Genomic DNA, 16319 nt, shown 5'->3' on the forward strand with positions numbered 1-16319 from the left:
AGACCGTCTGATTTCAAACGGCTTATTTATAAAACTGCGCCACAGCAGCCAATAAAGCAGCAAGCCCCGTCAATGTGGCAAAAATGACGGCCGCATTGGCAAGCCGCTTGCCGACAATTCCTGCATCTGTTGCATTCATTTTTCCATCTACCTTTACTTGATGTTTTGGGTTATACTTCAACTATGATTTTCCTTACGTAACTAAGGTTAAATACAGAAACCCTGCAAGGTTGCAGCCTTGCAGGGTTTCGCTTTTCAGGCGGCCTGTTTCAGTACAGTCAAAATTTCAGGCAGGCGCCAAATGAAAACAGCCGCCAAAACAGCAGCTGTCAGAAAATAAAGAAAATGCCGCACATTTGAAGATTTGTCTATCAACTCAAACATTTTACGCAGTTCCCTGTTTCAGACGGCCTGAAAATTATCTATAATTCAATATTGGAAGTAGGCGAAACACGGTGAATCTGCCTGCCGTAGCCATACAAATAAGTGCGCGTGATAGGGTTGCAGTCTATCCGCCTGCTTCCTTCTCAAACAAAACCGCACCCGATTTTCGCGTCCGCTGCATCTCTTTTTCGTTTGCGCCAAACAACGACACCAAATACAACTCATCTTTATTTTGGGTTGCCTTGACCACCGCTTTCAAAAAATCATTTTCTTTGCGGATAAAAGTCGGCGTAGGTCGGATTCTCGAATCCGACTGTTCAGACAGCCTGTGAGATTGGCGGACGGATAATGTCGGATACAAGTATCCGACCTACAAGACTGTTTCAGACGGCCTGTCAAAGAAACAGCCGTTTGCGCTTCAAGTTTTCAAAACATTTCTGCCATTGCGCCTCTGTCCAGTCATCATCAGCCCAAGACAGCGTTTCAGCCAAGTCTTCCCATTGCTCATTCCCGGCAAACTGCTCAAGTATCCAATCTTCCAATGACCAAGCAAACGCGGTTCGGAAATGGTTCAGGTTGCCGAAACGGCGTTCAAACTCTGTATCGGGAGGCAGCAAGGCGGCTACGCTTTCATCTTTGCCTTGTGTTTCGATGAAAACTGCCAAGATCTGTATTAATCTATCTTTTTCCATTCCGCCTTAACCGTTTTCTTTCTCATTAACGTTACAAATACGCCGTCTTCAGCCTGTATCAATGTCATATTCATTTTATCAGAAATCCAAATTAACCTACCGTCATCCTGTATAAAGTTCGGCTTATTGCTCAATATAAAATGCTTTATCTCATCTGCTGTTAATACCGGCTTTGATTTTACGCTCCGCTCAAGAATACGGCTGATGACATGGTCGTCCAGTTCAATGCCGTCAGTTTGAAAATCAAAGTAGAGCTGCTTGGCTTTGGCCTTAAATTCAGGCGTCCAGCGTTTACGTTCAATCGCTCGAACCGTTGCCGGGACAGCATACTTATCTTGTAGTTCCTGCAACGTCATCGGCACCAGCCCGCCCGATTTGACCGCATCGGAAAGGCTGATTTCGCCGTCATACAGCATCTGCCCCACGCCTTTGCCGAACTGTTCCTGTAATTGCTTCAGGCTGCGCCGTTTGACCCATTCTCCGCCGTCCATGCCGTCAAACGGCTTGTCGGGGTCGAAGACGTATATCAGGCGCGAACGGCAGTTGATGTGCAGCGGGGGCTTGGCAAAGTTTAAATCATGGCCTAAGGGGTTGCCCTGCTTGTCCCAGGTCTTGCCGTGGCGGTTGAGGCAGACGCTGCCGGTTTTGCCGTCCAGTATGGCGATATGCCGCCAGCCTTTGACCCGCGGATTGGCTTGGCCCGCCGCATAATGGATTTGGTTGGCCAGACTGCCTATCCATGTCTGCGAAAACGCCGCCAGATCGTGCGCCTTGCGCCGGAAGGTGTCGGAAACGGCTTCAAGTATCTGCTCTGTATCGGCAGGCAATACGGCGGCGGTGCACACGGCATGTTTCAGGCGGGTTTTCAGGCCCTGTGCCTGTGCGGCCAAGGCCTCGCCCACGGTCAGGCCGCCCACGGTCAGCCGTTGTACCGCCTGCACCGCTGCGGCCGCCTGTCTGTTGGGCAGTGCGGTGCCGTCGGGGCTGTCCGATACGGCATACCATCCCGCTGCCGCCAGCCAAGAATGTAGGTCGGATTCTTGAATCCGACGTCCTTTCCAACGCAGCCCCCGACCAAAGTCGCGGATTATCAAATCCAACCTGCTCAATTTTCAGACGGCCTCATTGACCAAACCGCCCATCTTTTTTCAGACGGCCTGCCGTACTTTTTGGGGTACAATAACGCGCATCATTTACCAACCCGCAGGATTGCCGTTATGAGCCAATACGTCTATTCCATGCTGCGCGTGAGCAAGGTTGTTCCGCCGCAGAAAACCATCATTAAAGATATTTCGTTGTCGTTTTTCCCCGGCGCCAAAATCGGCCTGCTGGGCTTGAACGGCGCGGGCAAATCCACCGTGTTGCGCATTATGGCGGGCGTGGACAAGGAATTTGAAGGCGAAGCCGTGCCGATGGGCGGCATCAAAATCGGCTACCTGCCACAGGAGCCGGAGCTTGATCCCGAAAAAACCGTGCGCGAAGAAGTGGAAAGCGGTTTGGGCGAAGTGGCCGCCGCACAAAAACGTTTGGAAGAAGTTTACGCGGCGTATGCCGACCCCGATGCCGACTTTGACGCGCTGGCCGAAGAGCAAGGCCGTCTGGAAGCGATTATCGCCGCAGGTTCCAGCACGGGCGGCGGTGCGGAACACGAACTCGAAATCGCTGCCGATGCTCTGCGTCTGCCGGATTGGGACACCAAAATCGGTGTCTTGTCGGGCGGCGAAAAACGCCGCGTGGCTTTGTGCAAACTGCTGCTCTCCAAGCCCGATATGCTGCTGTTGGACGAGCCGACCAATCACTTGGACGCGGAAAGTGTCGAATGGTTGGAGCAGTTTTTGGTGCGCTTCCCCGGCACAGTGGTGGCCGTGACCCACGACCGCTATTTCTTGGACAACGCCGCCGAATGGATTTTGGAACTCGACCGCGGCCACGGTATTCCGTGGAAAGGCAATTATTCTTCATGGCTGGAACAAAAAGAACAGCGTCTTGCCAACGAAGCCAAATCCGAAGCCGCGCGTATCAAAGCGATGAAGCAGGAGCTAGAATGGGTGCGCCAGAATGCCAAAGGGCGGCAGGCCAAATCCAAAGCGCGTTTGGCGCGTTTTGAAGAAATGTCCAATTACGAATACCAAAAACGCAACGAAACGCAGGAAATTTTCATTCCCGTGGCCGAGCGTTTGGGTAACGAAGTGATTGAATTCGTGAACGTTTCCAAATCGTTTGGCGACAAAGTGCTGATTGACGATTTGAGTTTCAAAGTGCCGGCGGGCGCGATTGTCGGCATCATCGGCCCCAACGGCGCGGGTAAATCCACCCTGTTCAAACTGATTTCCGGCAAAGAGCAGCCCGACAGCGGCGAAGTGAAAATCGGCCAAACCGTGAAAATGTCGCTCATCGACCAAAGCCGCGACGGCCTGCAAAACGACAAAACCGTATTCGACAACATCGCCGAAGGCCGCGATATCCTGCAAGTCGGCCAGTTTGAAATCCCCGCTCGCCAATATTTGGGCCGCTTCAATTTCAAAGGCAGCGATCAGAGCAAAATCGCGGGCAATTTGTCGGGCGGCGAACGCGGCCGCCTGCACTTGGCCAAAACCTTATTGGCCGGCGGCAATGTGCTGCTCTTGGACGAGCCCTCCAACGACCTCGACGTAGAAACTCTGCGTGCGCTGGAAGATGCGCTGCTGGAATTTGCCGGCAGCGTGATGGTGATTTCGCACGACCGTTGGTTCCTCGACCGCATCGCTACACATATTCTGGCTTGCGAAGGCGATTCGAAATGGGTGTTCTTCGACGGCAACTATCAGGAATACGAAGCCGACAAGAAACGCCGTTTGGGCGAAGAAGGCGCGAAACCGAAACGGATTAAATACAAACCGGTTACGCGTTAAACCTGATGATGGAAAGGCCGTCTGAAAGCCCGGTATGCGGTTTTCAGACGGCCTTATCACGATTAGATTCTCTCAGAATAAAGCAAGGAACAAAACCCACACTTGAAAACAGCCCGGTGACCGTTTGTTTAAAGCCAAACCCATGCAAAACCGGCGGCTACTTAAACAGCAGCAGTAACAGCAGTACCGCCGCCACCGCCGCCAGATACCAACTCTGCCGCTGCTGGATTTTAATCAGGCGGATATAGGCATCGCGCATTTCCTGCTGGCGCGTTTCGTCCACCAGCGCATTGAGTTTGCGCGGCAGGGCGGGCAGAATCTGCGCCCAGTCGGGGGCTTCGTTTTTCAGATTGCGCAACAGCGCGCGCGGCCCCAACTGCTCGTTCATCCATTTGGTCAGGAACGGTTTGGCCGTATCCCACAAATCCAAATCGGGATCGAGCTGGCGGCCGAGTCCTTCGATATTGAGCAGGGTTTTCTGCAACAGCACCAGCTGCGGCTGGATTTCGACATGGAAACGGCGGCTGACTTCAAACAGGCGCATCAGTACCAGGCCGAACGAAATCTGCGCAATCGGCTTGTTGAATATCGGTTCGCACACGGTACGCACGGCCGCTTCCAATTCTTCGGCACGCGTTTCGGGCGGCACCCAGCCCGATTCGATGTGGGCGGTGGCGACACGGTGGTAATCGCGGTTGAAAAAGGCAAGGAAATTGATGGCCAGATAGCGTTTGTCGTAATCCGTGAGACTGCCGACGATGCCGAAATCGAGTGCGATGTAGCGGTTGTCGGGGGCGACCAGAATATTGCCCGGATGCATATCGGCATGAAAAAAACCGTGGCGGAATACTTGGGTGAAGAAAATTTCCACGCCGTAGCGCGACAGCTTTTTCAAATCGATACCCGCCTCGCGCAGACGGCCGATCTGCCCGACAGGAATACCGTCCATCCATTCCAGCGTCAACACATTGCGGCTGCAATAATCGTAATACACTTTGGGCACAATCAGCATACTGCTGTTGTGGAAATTGCGCCCGAGCTGGCCGCAGTTGGCCGCTTCGCGCATCAAATCGAGTTCATCGTGCAGATATTTGTCGAATTCGGCCACCACGGCACGCGGTTTGAGCCGTTTGCCGTCGGCGAACAGGCGTTCCACCCAGCCTGCGGCAAACCGCAGCAGGGCCAAATCCTGCTCGATCAGCGGCGCGATGTCCGGCCGCAGCACTTTTACCGCCACAGCTTCGCCGCCAAACAGGCGGGCGCGGTGTACCTGCGCCACCGATGCGCTGGCCACGGGGTTTAAGTCGAATTCGGCATAAATTTCATGGAGCGGCCGCCCCAACCCGGCCTCAATCTGTGCCTGTGCCAAACGGCCGTCAAACGGCGGGACTTTGTCCTGCAATTTCGCCAGCTCCAACGCATAGGCGGCGGGAATCAGGTCGGGACGGGTGGACAGCATCTGGCCGAATTTGACAAACACCGGCCCCAAACTTTCCAAAGCCGAGCGCAGACGTACCGGCAAAGGCTCGTTCTGTGCAGACGGCGACTGCGGCAGCCTGCCCAGCAGCGCGCCCAAACGGCGCGACCGCACATACGGGCGGAGAATGTCGGCCAGACCGTAGCGGTAAACGGTGCGCACAATCACCGTGAAGCGTTTAAACCATTTCATGAGGCGGTTCCACATCAAAACCGCGCCATTATAACGCAGAAACCGCCCTATTCAGGCGGTTTCCCCGTTTTCAGACGGCCTTGGCCGGCCTTTATTGCAGGCTGCGGTTTTCGCGTACGGCGGCGGCCACATCGGCACCGAAAAGCGCATGGACATCGGTTTCGTCAAACACGTATTTTTCGCCGCAGAAATCGCAGTCTATGGCCACACTGCCCTCTTCGGCCACAATGCCGCCGACTTCTTCGCCGCCCAGCAACAGCAGCATATCGCCCACTTTGCCGCGCGAACAAGTACAGGCAAATTCGACCGCATCGGGCGTGAACATGCGCGGCGGGGTTTCGTGGAACAGGCGGTAGAGCAGATGCTGCGCGTCCAAATCCAACAGCTCCTGCGGGGAAACGGTATCGGCCAATGCGCCCACATGCACCCATGCGTTATCGTCCGCCCCGGCTTCGGGCAGCCGCTGCAACAGCAGGCCGGCGGCGGTTTCGTCATCGGCCGCCAGCACGATGCGCGTATCCGTCTGCTCGGAACGCTTCATATACGCCGTCAGCATTTGCGCGATGCTGCCGCCTTCCAAAGGCACCACACCCTGCCACTGTTCGCCCTCGTGCGGTTGCAGCGTCAGCACGAATACGCCGTTTTCACCCAGCAGATCGGCCAGCGTTTCATCATCGCCGATTTCGGCGGTTTCGTCCCAACGCGCAGTGGCACGGCAGGTTTGGCCGGAAGTGGCTTCCACCACCAGCATTTTCAGACGGCCCTGTCCCTGAACCTGCACAATCAGCGTGCCGTCCGATTTCAAATTAGCCGCCAGCAGCGTACCGGCGGCCAGCAGCTCGCCCAAAGCGCGGCGCACCGCTGCCGGATAATGTTTGCGGCCCAGAATGTGCCGCCACACTTCCCGCAGGCGCACATGCAGGCCGCGCACGGGCATGTCGTCGAAAATAAAGCGGTTGCGCCAGTCGGCGTGGCGGTTTTGCGTCATCGTCGTCTTTCCGTTGTTCAGTCAGGCCGCCGATATGATGGCAGGCCGTCTGAAATCAAGCCCTACCCTTCGCACACGTCGGCTTTATGCTAAAATTCCCGCCTGTTTTGTTACGGATATGCCGCCATGTGCCAACTGCTGGGAATGAACTGCAACACGCCCACCGACATCGTTTTCTCGTTTGAAGGCTTCCGTCGGCGCGGCGGGCTGACCGATCATCACGTGGACGGCTTCGGTATCGGCTTTTTCGAGCAGAAAGGCATCCGCCTGTTCCACGACGACAAACCCAGCGCCGATTCGCCCGTGGCCGACCTGATTAAGGCCTACCAGATCAAATCGGAAAACGTCATCGCCCATATCCGCAAAGCCACCAGCGGCCAAACCTCGCTGGCCAACACCCACCCGTTTGTACGCGAAATGTGGGGCGAATACTGGCTGTTTGCCCACAACGGCCACCTCTCCGGTTTCCAGCCCGCCCAAGGCCGCTTCTACCGGCCGGTCGGCAGCACCGACTCCGAGCGCGCATTCTGCTTTATTCTCGAATCGCTGCGCAGCCGCTTCGACAACCGCCCCGACACCGAAATCCTGTTTGCCGAAGTGGCCGCACTGGTGCGCCAAGTGCGCGCCCACGGCCTGTTCAACTTTATCCTGTCCAACGGCGACATGATGTTTGCCCACGCCAGCACGCTGCTGCACTACATCGTGCGCCAAGCGCCGTTCGGCGAAGCGCATCTGCTTGATGACGACATTGCCGTGGACTTCGCCGCCGTAACCACGCCCAACGACCGCGTAGCCGTCATTGCCACCCTGCCACTGACCGCCAACGAAACCTGGCACCAGCTCGCCTGCGACGAATTGGTACTGTTTCGGGACGGCACTATTCTGCTGCGCGACACCCCCGATTCGCCGCGCTATCTCAGTCAGGAAGAAGGTTTGGCGATTGCCCGCGCCGTCGGCGCATCGCACTGACTGCTCTTTACACAAATAAACCCGGCTTGTTGCTATACTGCCTGCCGCACTTTTCAACCCGTTTTAAGAATGTGAAATCCAGATGAAACCGACACGCTTTGCCGCAGCCGCCCTGACCCTGTCCGCCCTGGCCGCCTGCGGTTCTCAGGAAAACCAAACTGCCGCACCGCCGCCTGCCGCTGCTTCTGAAACAGCAGCCGCACCCGCCGTGCAGACCCTGACCAGCCGCGACAACACCGTCAGCATCACCGTCGGCAGCCGGAACTTTACCGACCAGTCCGCCAACCCCCAGCTGCTGCCCGAAGGTATTCCCGCCGAAAACATTACCCTGTTGCAGGAAGCCGATGACGGCACCCTGCTGTACGTCGCCGACTTGGGCGGACCGAAAAGCCCTGCCGATCAGTACTTCGCGCAGCTGAAAGCCGGTTTGGAAAAAATGACCGGTATCGACCGGCTGTCCGTCGGCGCGGCCACCGAAAACCGCATGGCCTATTCCTATCAGGGCAAAACGGAAGATGTATTGAACGAATCCTGCCTGGCCGTTTATGCCGACCGCATCTATTCGGTCTGTGCCGCCGGTACGGCCGATCCCGCACAGCTGTCCGACCTGCTCAAAGAAGTCAAGCTGACTACCGCACCCTGACCGTCACCAAGCCGGGCTTCTGCCCGGCTTTCCGCCACCATCCTACCCTGCCCGCCATGTTTTCCCCGACCGATACCCGAATGATGCAGACCGCGCTTGAACTGGCGCGCGAAGGCCTTTTTTCGACCAGCCCCAACCCGCGTGTCGGCTGCGTCATCGCACAGGACAGCCGGATTGTCGGCCAAGGCTTCCATCTGCGCGCGGGCGAACCGCATGCCGAAGTCCATGCCCTGCGTCAGGCCGCCGCTGCCGCGCGCGGTGCCACGGCCTATGTTACGCTCGAACCGTGCAGCCACTACGGCCGCACCCCGCCCTGCGCCGAAGCCCTGATTGCGGCGGGCGTTGCCAGAGTCATCGCCGCCATAACCGACCCGAACCCATTGGTGGCCGGTAAAGGGTTGGCCATGCTGGAAGCAGCGGGCATCGAAACCGCCTGCGGCCTGCTCGCCGGTCAGGCGCGCGAACTGAACCGCGGCTTTTTATCGCGTATCGAACGAGGCCGCCCGTTTGTCCGCCTCAAATGCGCCGCCTCGCTCGACGGCAGAACTGCCCTTTCAGACGGCCGCAGCCAATGGATTACCTCGGCGGCCGCGCGCGAAGATGTACAGCGGCTGCGTGCGGAAAGCTGTGCGGTCATCACCGGCATCGGCACGGTGGCGGCCGACAATCCACAGTTAAACGTGCGCGCCTTTCCCACGCTGCGCCAGCCCGTCCGCGTGGTACTCGACAGCCGTCTGCGCATCAGCGAACAGAGCCGCCTGGTGCAGGACGGCGGCTCGCCCACTTGGATTGCCACCTTGCAGGCAGACAGCGAAAAAGCACGCCGTTTGGCCGCCTATCCGCATATCCGCCTGTTGAGGCCGTCTGAAAAACAGGGAAAAATCGATTTGGCCGACCTGCTGCGCCTGCTGGCGGCGGACGGCTGCGGCGAAGTGATGGTGGAAGCCGGTGCGGCATTGTCGGCGGCCTTTGCGGCCGAAAATCTGGCAGACGAAATCGTGCTCTATCAGGCACCGAAAATTCTGGGGCAGACCGCCCGCCCGCTGTTTGCCCTGCCCGAACCGGCCAACGCACTGGATGATGCACTCTGGCAGACCCACAGCGTCGAAATACTGGCTCCCGACATCAAATGGATTTTGCGCCGAACAGCTGATCTGCCCGCACCGGAGGCCGTCTGAAAACCGGCCGAAACGGTGTTTCCGAGTCGACAAAAACCCACAAATCCTCAAAAATACACAGTCAGATTACTACACGGTCAGATTCCCATTTTCCTGACACAAATACCGCAGATTCAAATATTTAATCCGAATATGCCATTCAGCCTTTCAGAACGAACCACACAACGCAAACACCATGAACGACCACCAATTACTGCGTTACAGCCGCCACATCTTATTGGACGAAATCGGCATTGAAAATCAGGAAAAACTGTTACAGTCATCCGTATTCGTACTGGGCTGCGGCGGTTTGGGCGCGGCGGCCGTACCGTATCTGGCAGCGGCGGGCGTGGGCAGAATCATCATCGCCGACGCGGATACCGTCGATGAAACCAATCTGCAACGCCAAATCTGCTACCGCGAACGCGACATCGGCCGTCTGAAAAGCGAAGCGATGGCCGATTTTATCCGCGAACGGCATCCGCACACCGACATCATTGCGCTGACCGGATACCTGAACGCCGACACGCTGCCCGAGTGGGTCGGACAAGCCGATGCGGTACTCGATTGCAGCGACAATTTCGCCACCCGCCAAGCCATCAACGCCGCTTGTGCCGCCGCGCGCAAGCCTTTGGTATCGGGCGCGGCGGTACGCTTTGACGGCCAGATTGCCGTTTACCGCCACGACACGGGCGGCGCGTGCTACCGCTGTGTATTCGATATGGATCAGGCCGACGACGGCGCGTGTGCCCTCTTCGGCGTATTCGCCCCGCTGGTGGGCATCATCGGCACCATGCAGGCGGCAGACGCGCTGAAAATCCTGATGAACCTGCCCGCCGATGCCGACACTCTGCGCTGCTACAACGCGCTGACGGGGGAGTGGCAGCAGTTCCGCTACCGCAAAAACCCGCAATGCCCCGTCTGCGCACAGTAAACCGGATACGCCGCATCCGACACGCCACAACCGCATACAAACATTTTGTCGGATTCCAGAATCCGACCTACCAAATGGCAGCATTTCCGCCACCGCAAAAATCCACAATACCCGTCTGCACAGTAAGCCGGATACCCTGTATCCGACATGCCACGACTGACACATTTTGTCGGATTCGAAAACCCGACCTGCATAAATAATCTACAGCTCTGCCTGCAATTTGACATCCGGCCGCAGATGCGCCGCACCGTGCAATGCCTGATAAGCCGGCCCGGCAACCCGCGCAATCAGCGAAAGCTGTTGCCAGAGCAGATGATTCTGCCCGTCTTCGTATTCCGGCAACTGCCGCAAAGCCGCCAAATCGGCCAAAAGGCTGTCATGGTCTTGCTGCCAGCGCGTACGGTCCTCTTCTTCCATATTTTCCAGCAGGCCGCACAACACGCCGCCTGCGGCAAAATAGTGCCGCACAAACTCCGAATCCGCCAAGCCGTGCCGGTTCTGGCTGCGGCAGGCACCGAGTGAAGCAATATAGCCCAGCAGCGAATAATTGATTTTCAGCAGCGTAAACCCGTCGTTGATGCGGCCGCCGTACTTTTCCGGCTCGCCCGACATATCCGATACCGTGCTGGACAAGGCCGCCGCTTTTTCGTGTGCCCGACGGCGGGCGGTACGGTAGGCCATATCGTCAGCCGCCCCCTGCTGCAACTGTTTCAGGATATTACGCAGATATTCCGCGCTGCCCGCCACTGCCTGAGCACCGGTTCGGTTCAACTGCAAATAGTGCCAGTCCGGCCACAAATACGATACCGCCGCCCACGCCAATGCCGCGCCGATCACGGTATCAATCAGGCGCAGCGGCAGCGCGCCGTTCAAATCGTAGCCCGCAATCGAAAAACTGGCGAGTGCCTGAATGGTGATAAAAAAGGTGGAGTAACTGTATTTGTGGCTGCGGAAAAAGAAGAACAGCGTGGTGGAAGCCACCACAATCATCAGTTCCGCTTCCAACGAGGGCGTGAAATACGGCAGCAGCGATCCGACCAGCACACCGGCCAATGTGCCGACAATACGCTGTTTGAGGCGGGTTTGGGTGGCCGAATAATTGGGCTGGCAGACAAATACCGCCGTCAGCATAATCCAATAGCCCTGATGAATGGCCAGCAGTTCCACCACCACCCCGCATACCGACACCAGCAGCGCCATACGCACCGCATGACGGAATGTGGCCGATTGCAGCGTCATGCCGTTTTTCAGCGACTGCCACACTTCGCGCCCGCTGCCGCCGTCACTGTGGGCAATGCCGTCTGAAACAGCAGACGGCATATCGTCTGCCGCCCGTTCCAAACTTTCCAGCTGGTCGCTGACGGCACACAAATTCTCTATCAGCCGTGCCAGCGTATGCCGCTCTTCCGCCGCCGCGCTGTTTTCCTCATAGTACTTCAAAGACTGGCGCAAACCGCGCCCCGCCCGAGCCAAACGTTCGTCGTAACGGTACGGCCGGTTGGCACGCAATGCGTCGGCCACCGCGCGGCAGGCATCGGCCTGCAATTCCAACAGCCGCCGGCAGCGGAACACCAAATCGCTGTTTTTCAGCCGCGCCACCACTTCCTGATGGCGGATAAAGCTCGAACCTGCGCGCTCGTGTATGTCCTGTGCGGCAAAATAATAATGCAGCATCCGGCCGGTACGCGGGTGGCGGTGCTGGCCGCGCATACGGTAAAACAGCGTACTGCGGCATTGATTGAAGGCGGCGGTCAGCCGCTGGTTTTTCATCGCCAAATCGATTTGCCGCCGTTCCAGGCAGCCGACTTCGTCGGGATCGAAAAACCCGGCCTTGCTGTCAAGAAACGCCGCCAGCGCGGCATACGCGCCCGCCACGTTTTCCTGAACCGGCCGGTGCGGAAACAGCGCGTGCACCAACAGCGCGGCCGCATGGTAAAGCAGTGCGCCGCCGCAGATCATCAGCGGCACGGCATACCAGACGGCCTCCGCCCGATAAGTCAGCGTCGTGTAAACCGCCACCGCCAAGGTACCGAACGCGATGGTACGGTAGCGCACACCCGCCACGCCGATCAGGGTGAACACAAACGCCAGCAGCGTCATGGTCGGCACAAACCACAGCGGCCGGCCGAAAGTCAGCTGCACCGCCAGCGACGATAAGGCAAATGCCGACAGCGAAATCAGCATATTTTTCAGACGGCCGCTGAAACGGTTGTCCAAGTCCACCAACCCGCCCGCCACAACACCCAGCACCAGCGGCACGGCCAAAGCCGACAAAGCCCAATATCTCACCGCCCAAGCCGCCGCGCATACGCTGACCAATACCGGCACGGCGGCCATCACTTTGGCATTGACCGGTGGGGTTTTGATGCTCAACATCATCATCGTCCGCAAAGAAAACGGCTTATTGTACACCGCCGCCGCGCCGATACCGCAACAGGCCGTCTGAAAACGGTATGGGGCGGTTTTCACTTCGCGGCCAAAAGTCGGATACAAGTATCCGACCTACCTCTTTGCCCGTTTTCAGACGGCCTGCTTAACGTAGGTCGGATTCTTGAATCCGACATTTCCCAAAACGCATTTCAAACACAAGACCATCAAATTTTTACAACACAAAATCCTCCCATTTTTAATATAAAAAAGTCGGATACGAGTATCCGACCTACGGCTTTTTATCAAAGCATGGCTGACATCACGGCTTTAATAATCCTGCCTGCCCCTTAGCTGGATCGGTGTCATACGCCGCCAGTGCATCGGCAACGGTCAGCCCCAATGCTTTGGCAACGCCCTCGCCGTATGCGGCATCGCATTTGTTGCAGTTTCTGATATGGCGGTATTTGATGAAATCAGGGGCATCGCCCATCGCTGCGGCGGTATTGTCAAACAGTGCCTGTTTTTGGCTGTCGTTCATGAGGTTAAACAACGCTCGCGGCTGGCTGAAATAATCGTCATCATCGGCACGAAAATCCCAATGGGCAGCGTCGCCGCTGATTTTCAAAGGCGGCTCGGCGTATTCAGGCTGCTGTTGCCACACGCCGAAGCTGTTCGGCTCGTAGTGCTTGAAGCCGCCGTAATTGCCGTCCACACGCCCCTGTCCGTCTCGGTGATTGCTTGCAACAGGGCAACGCGGAGCATTGACAGGGATTTGGTTGCGGTTTACGCCTAGGCGGTAACGCTGGGCATCGGCATAGTTGAACAGGCGTGCCTGCAACATCTTATCAGGCGATACGCCAATCCCCGGTACGAGATTGCTCGGTGCAAATGCCGCCTGCTCAACATCGGCAAAGAAGTTTTCAGGGTTTTTGTTCAGCTCAAACTCGCCCACTTCAATCAGCGGATAATCGCCTTTTGGCCAGACTTTGGTCAAATCAAAGGGGTGGTACGGCACTTTTTCGGCATCTGTCTCAGGCATGATTTGCACATACATCGTCCACTTGGGGAAATTGCCCTGCTCGATGGCTTCATACAAATCTTTTTGGTGGCTTTCACGGTCTTTGCCAATCACCGCTTCGGCTTCGGCATCAGTCAAATTCTCAATACCCTGCTGGCTGCGGAAGTGAAATTTCACCCAAAACCGCTCGCCGTCTTTATTCCAAAAGCTGTAAGTATGGCTGCCAAATCCGTGCATATGGCGGTAGGATTTGGGAATACCGCGGTCGCTCATGACGATGGTAACTTGGTGGAATGCCTCAGGCAACAGCGTCCAAAAATCCCAGTTATTGGTCGGCGAACGCATATTGGTACGAGGGTCGCGTTTGACCGCTTTGTTTAAATCAGGGAATTTGCGTGGGTCCCGCAAGAAAAATACCGGCGTATTGTTGCCGACCATATCCCAGTTGCCCTCTTCGGTGTAGAACTTCAAGGCAAAACCACGAATATCGCGTTCGGCATCGGCAGCACCCCGCTCGCCTGCCACGGTGGTAAAACGGGCGAACATCTCGGTTTTTTTACCGACTTCGCTAAAAATGGCGGCACGGGTGTATTTGGTAATATCATGGGTTACGGTAAAAGTACCGAACGCTCCCGAGCCTTTGGCGTGCATACGCCGCTCTGGAATGACCTCACGGGCAAAATCGGCAAGTTTTTCATTCAGCCACAAATCTTGGGCAAGCAGCGGCCCACGAGGACCAGCAGTCAGGCTGTTTTGGTTGTCGGCAACAGGCGCACCGTTACTCATGGTGAGGTGGTTTACAGGACATTTGGACATGGCAGTATTCCTTTTTATATGGTTCGGATCGGGTTATCCTGTCGGATAACTGCACTACCATAACAGCTTTCCCCGCCGCACAAGCCCGCCATACATCAGATTTTCATTCCTTTGCACGCCATTTACCGTTTCTGCACCCGACACTGCCGCCTGCGCATCGGCGAGCCGACGCAAAAAGGCCGTCTGAAAACCATTCCCGCTGTTTTCAGACGGCCTTTTTGCCGGTATGGGATTTAAAGGCGGAACTGCGGCAGCAGCGCGGGAATGCCGGGCAGCATACCCACTGCCGCCATCGCCGCACACAACACCGCAAAACACAATACCGGCACCACCACCCGGCCGCCCAAACCCAAATCGGCGCTGCGCTGCTTGTCGCCGATCAGCCCCAGATTATCCAGCATCATGGTCAGCGACCAGCCGAACACCGGGTTTACCAGTGCGGAAGAGAACACCACAATCGCCGCCGACTGCGTGGTTTTACCTTTGCGCGTCATTTCCATGCCCGCCTCCAACAGCGGCACATACACGCCCACCACCAGCGCGACACTCAACACCGGCTGCCAGATGGCCAAATCCATCGGATACCCCCACACCCCGGCCACAATGCAAAACAGCGCGGTCAGCACCGCACCGGCCGGAATCGGCCGCTTGGCAATCGATGCGGGAACAATATACGTCCCCCACGACGAAGTAAAATTCGCCCCGCCCAACACCGACCCGGCCAACTGGCGTGCCGAACAGCCGATCATCGTATCATCAATATCCATACGCACTTTTTCCGTACGGTCGGGATAGCTGAGCTTCTGAAACACCTGATGGCCGAGAAAATCGGGCGACCACATCGCCACCGCCAATACCGCAAACGGAAACACCACCAGAAAACTTTCCACAGTCGGCAGCCCCAGCATCCAGCCCGTATTTTCGCCCCACCAGTAGGCCGGACTGAGCGGCGGCAGGCCGGGCGCGGTTTTAAAGGCAAACGGCGCACCCAGCACATAAGACGCCACACCGGCCAGCAGGCAGCCCAGGGGCACGGCCAGCCAGCGTTTCTGCCAGTGTTCCAGCAGCGCGTACAGCACAATCGTCCCCAGAATCACCACAAATGCGATATGCGGCAAACCGAAACCGCCCGCCCATTCAAACAGTTTTTTCACCTGCCCCGTCGTACCGATAAAACCCAGATAGAGCAACAGGCCGCCGCATACGCCGTTGCTGGTGAGCTTCGCCATCAGACTGCCCCCACGGCTGATGCCCAGCAGGAAACCGAACAGCGCAATCAGCAGGCCGAACGCCAGCGGGTGGCCGTTGGCCGCCACCACCAGCGGAATCAGCGGAATCAGCGGCCCGTGGGTGCCGGGCAGGTTGGCCGTGGGCAGAAACAGGCCGCACAGCAAAATAATGAATACAGAAACAATCAGCAGCTCGTAACGCACATTTTCCAGTATGAATGATTCCGGCAGCCCCAGCGGTGCGGCAAATGCGGCAGCCACCGCCCCCACCATCACCACCTTGCCTATGGTACCGGCCATAGCGGGAATCAGGTCTTCCCATTCGAAGCGGTAGTCGCGAAACGGCAGATTCAGCCGCCAACGCTTGGGCTGCATGATTTGCAGTTCGTGGTTGAGATAATCGTCTCGGCTGTCGAATGCCGCCGCTGGCCGGTGCAGATGCGTGTACCCGCGTTGGGAATGCCTATCACCCATTTCAGGTTCTCCTTGTGGTAGTCGGTTTATTTTTCATGTTAATAATAATACTAAAACCGTAAGGGTTTGTTAATACCTTTCATCA

The 16319-nt window shown here is 57.0% G+C and carries 14 protein-coding genes; 5 read left to right on the plus strand and 9 right to left on the minus strand.

Annotation, left to right across the window (positions count from 1 at the left end):
- Positions 1-22: 22 nt before the first annotated feature.
- From ORY85_RS04615 to ORY85_RS04630, 4 genes are all read right to left on the minus strand, one after another.
- Positions 23-181: a hypothetical protein gene (locus ORY85_RS04615; protein ID WP_274571132.1), complete on the minus strand. Its 159-nt coding sequence runs from the start codon at positions 179-181 to the stop codon at positions 23-25.
- Between the two features lie 327 nt (positions 182-508).
- Positions 509-643 (minus strand): hypothetical protein, encoded by a 135-nt coding sequence (locus ORY85_RS04620; RefSeq protein ID WP_274571131.1) that lies wholly within the window; start codon positions 641-643, stop codon positions 509-511.
- Between the two features lie 136 nt (positions 644-779).
- Complete coding sequence (locus ORY85_RS04625) at positions 780-1076, minus strand: hypothetical protein (protein WP_274571130.1); 297 nt, start codon at positions 1074-1076, stop codon at positions 780-782.
- Positions 1058-1921: a hypothetical protein gene (locus ORY85_RS04630; RefSeq protein WP_274571129.1), complete on the minus strand. Its 864-nt coding sequence runs from the start codon at positions 1919-1921 to the stop codon at positions 1058-1060. The genes ORY85_RS04625 and ORY85_RS04630 overlap by 19 nt, the downstream gene beginning before the upstream one ends.
- A gap of 372 nt (positions 1922-2293) precedes the next feature.
- On the opposite strand from ORY85_RS04630, the gene ettA reads away from it, so the two are divergent.
- Positions 2294-3967 carry an energy-dependent translational throttle protein EttA gene (gene ettA, locus ORY85_RS04635; RefSeq protein ID WP_274571128.1) on the plus strand — a complete coding sequence of 558 codons (1674 nt, stop codon included), beginning with the start codon at positions 2294-2296 and terminating at the stop codon, positions 3965-3967.
- A 157-nt stretch (positions 3968-4124) separates the two neighbouring features.
- Here the strand turns inward: ettA and ubiB are convergent, their stop codons facing one another.
- Positions 4125-5636 (minus strand): ubiquinone biosynthesis regulatory protein kinase UbiB, encoded by a 1512-nt coding sequence (gene ubiB, locus ORY85_RS04640; protein WP_274571127.1) that lies wholly within the window; start codon positions 5634-5636, stop codon positions 4125-4127.
- Between the two features lie 91 nt (positions 5637-5727).
- Positions 5728-6624, minus strand: a complete 897-nt coding sequence (gene hslO, locus ORY85_RS04645; protein ID WP_274571126.1) for an Hsp33 family molecular chaperone HslO — start codon at positions 6622-6624, stop codon at positions 5728-5730.
- A gap of 126 nt (positions 6625-6750) precedes the next feature.
- Between hslO and ORY85_RS04650 the strand changes: the two genes are divergently transcribed.
- From ORY85_RS04650 to ORY85_RS04665, 4 genes are all read left to right on the plus strand, one after another.
- On the plus strand, positions 6751-7593 hold the full coding sequence (locus ORY85_RS04650) for a class II glutamine amidotransferase (RefSeq protein WP_274571125.1): 843 nt from the start codon (positions 6751-6753) through the stop codon (positions 7591-7593).
- 82 nt (positions 7594-7675) lie between these two features.
- Positions 7676-8236 carry a hypothetical protein gene (locus ORY85_RS04655; protein ID WP_274571124.1) on the plus strand — a complete coding sequence of 187 codons (561 nt, stop codon included), beginning with the start codon at positions 7676-7678 and terminating at the stop codon, positions 8234-8236.
- A gap of 56 nt (positions 8237-8292) precedes the next feature.
- The gene (ribD, locus tag ORY85_RS04660) at positions 8293-9414 is read left to right on the plus strand and encodes a bifunctional diaminohydroxyphosphoribosylaminopyrimidine deaminase/5-amino-6-(5-phosphoribosylamino)uracil reductase RibD (RefSeq protein ID WP_274571123.1); all 1122 of its coding nucleotides are present in this window, start codon (positions 8293-8295) and stop codon (positions 9412-9414) included.
- Positions 9415-9589: 175 nt separating this feature from the next.
- Positions 9590-10327, plus strand: a complete 738-nt coding sequence (locus ORY85_RS04665; protein ID WP_274571122.1) for a HesA/MoeB/ThiF family protein — start codon at positions 9590-9592, stop codon at positions 10325-10327.
- 201 nt (positions 10328-10528) lie between these two features.
- Here ORY85_RS04665 and yccS read toward each other — a convergent pair whose 3' ends face one another.
- The 3 genes from yccS to ORY85_RS04680 form a co-directional block, all read right to left on the minus strand.
- Entirely contained in the window at positions 10529-12820 is a 2292-nt protein-coding gene (yccS, locus tag ORY85_RS04670) for a YccS family putative transporter (RefSeq protein WP_338578427.1), read from the minus strand.
- Positions 12821-13016: 196 nt separating this feature from the next.
- A complete protein-coding gene (locus tag ORY85_RS04675; RefSeq protein WP_274571121.1) occupies positions 13017-14531 on the minus strand; it encodes a catalase in 1515 nt (504 codons plus the stop codon).
- Positions 14532-14764: 233 nt separating this feature from the next.
- Complete coding sequence (locus tag ORY85_RS04680) at positions 14765-16234, minus strand: DUF3360 family protein (protein WP_274571120.1); 1470 nt, start codon at positions 16232-16234, stop codon at positions 14765-14767.
- Between the last annotated feature and the right edge of the window lie 85 nt (positions 16235-16319).

The sequence above is a fragment of the Neisseria leonii genome, from assembly GCF_028776105.2.
Lineage (GTDB): Bacteria > Pseudomonadota > Gammaproteobacteria > Burkholderiales > Neisseriaceae > Neisseria > Neisseria leonii.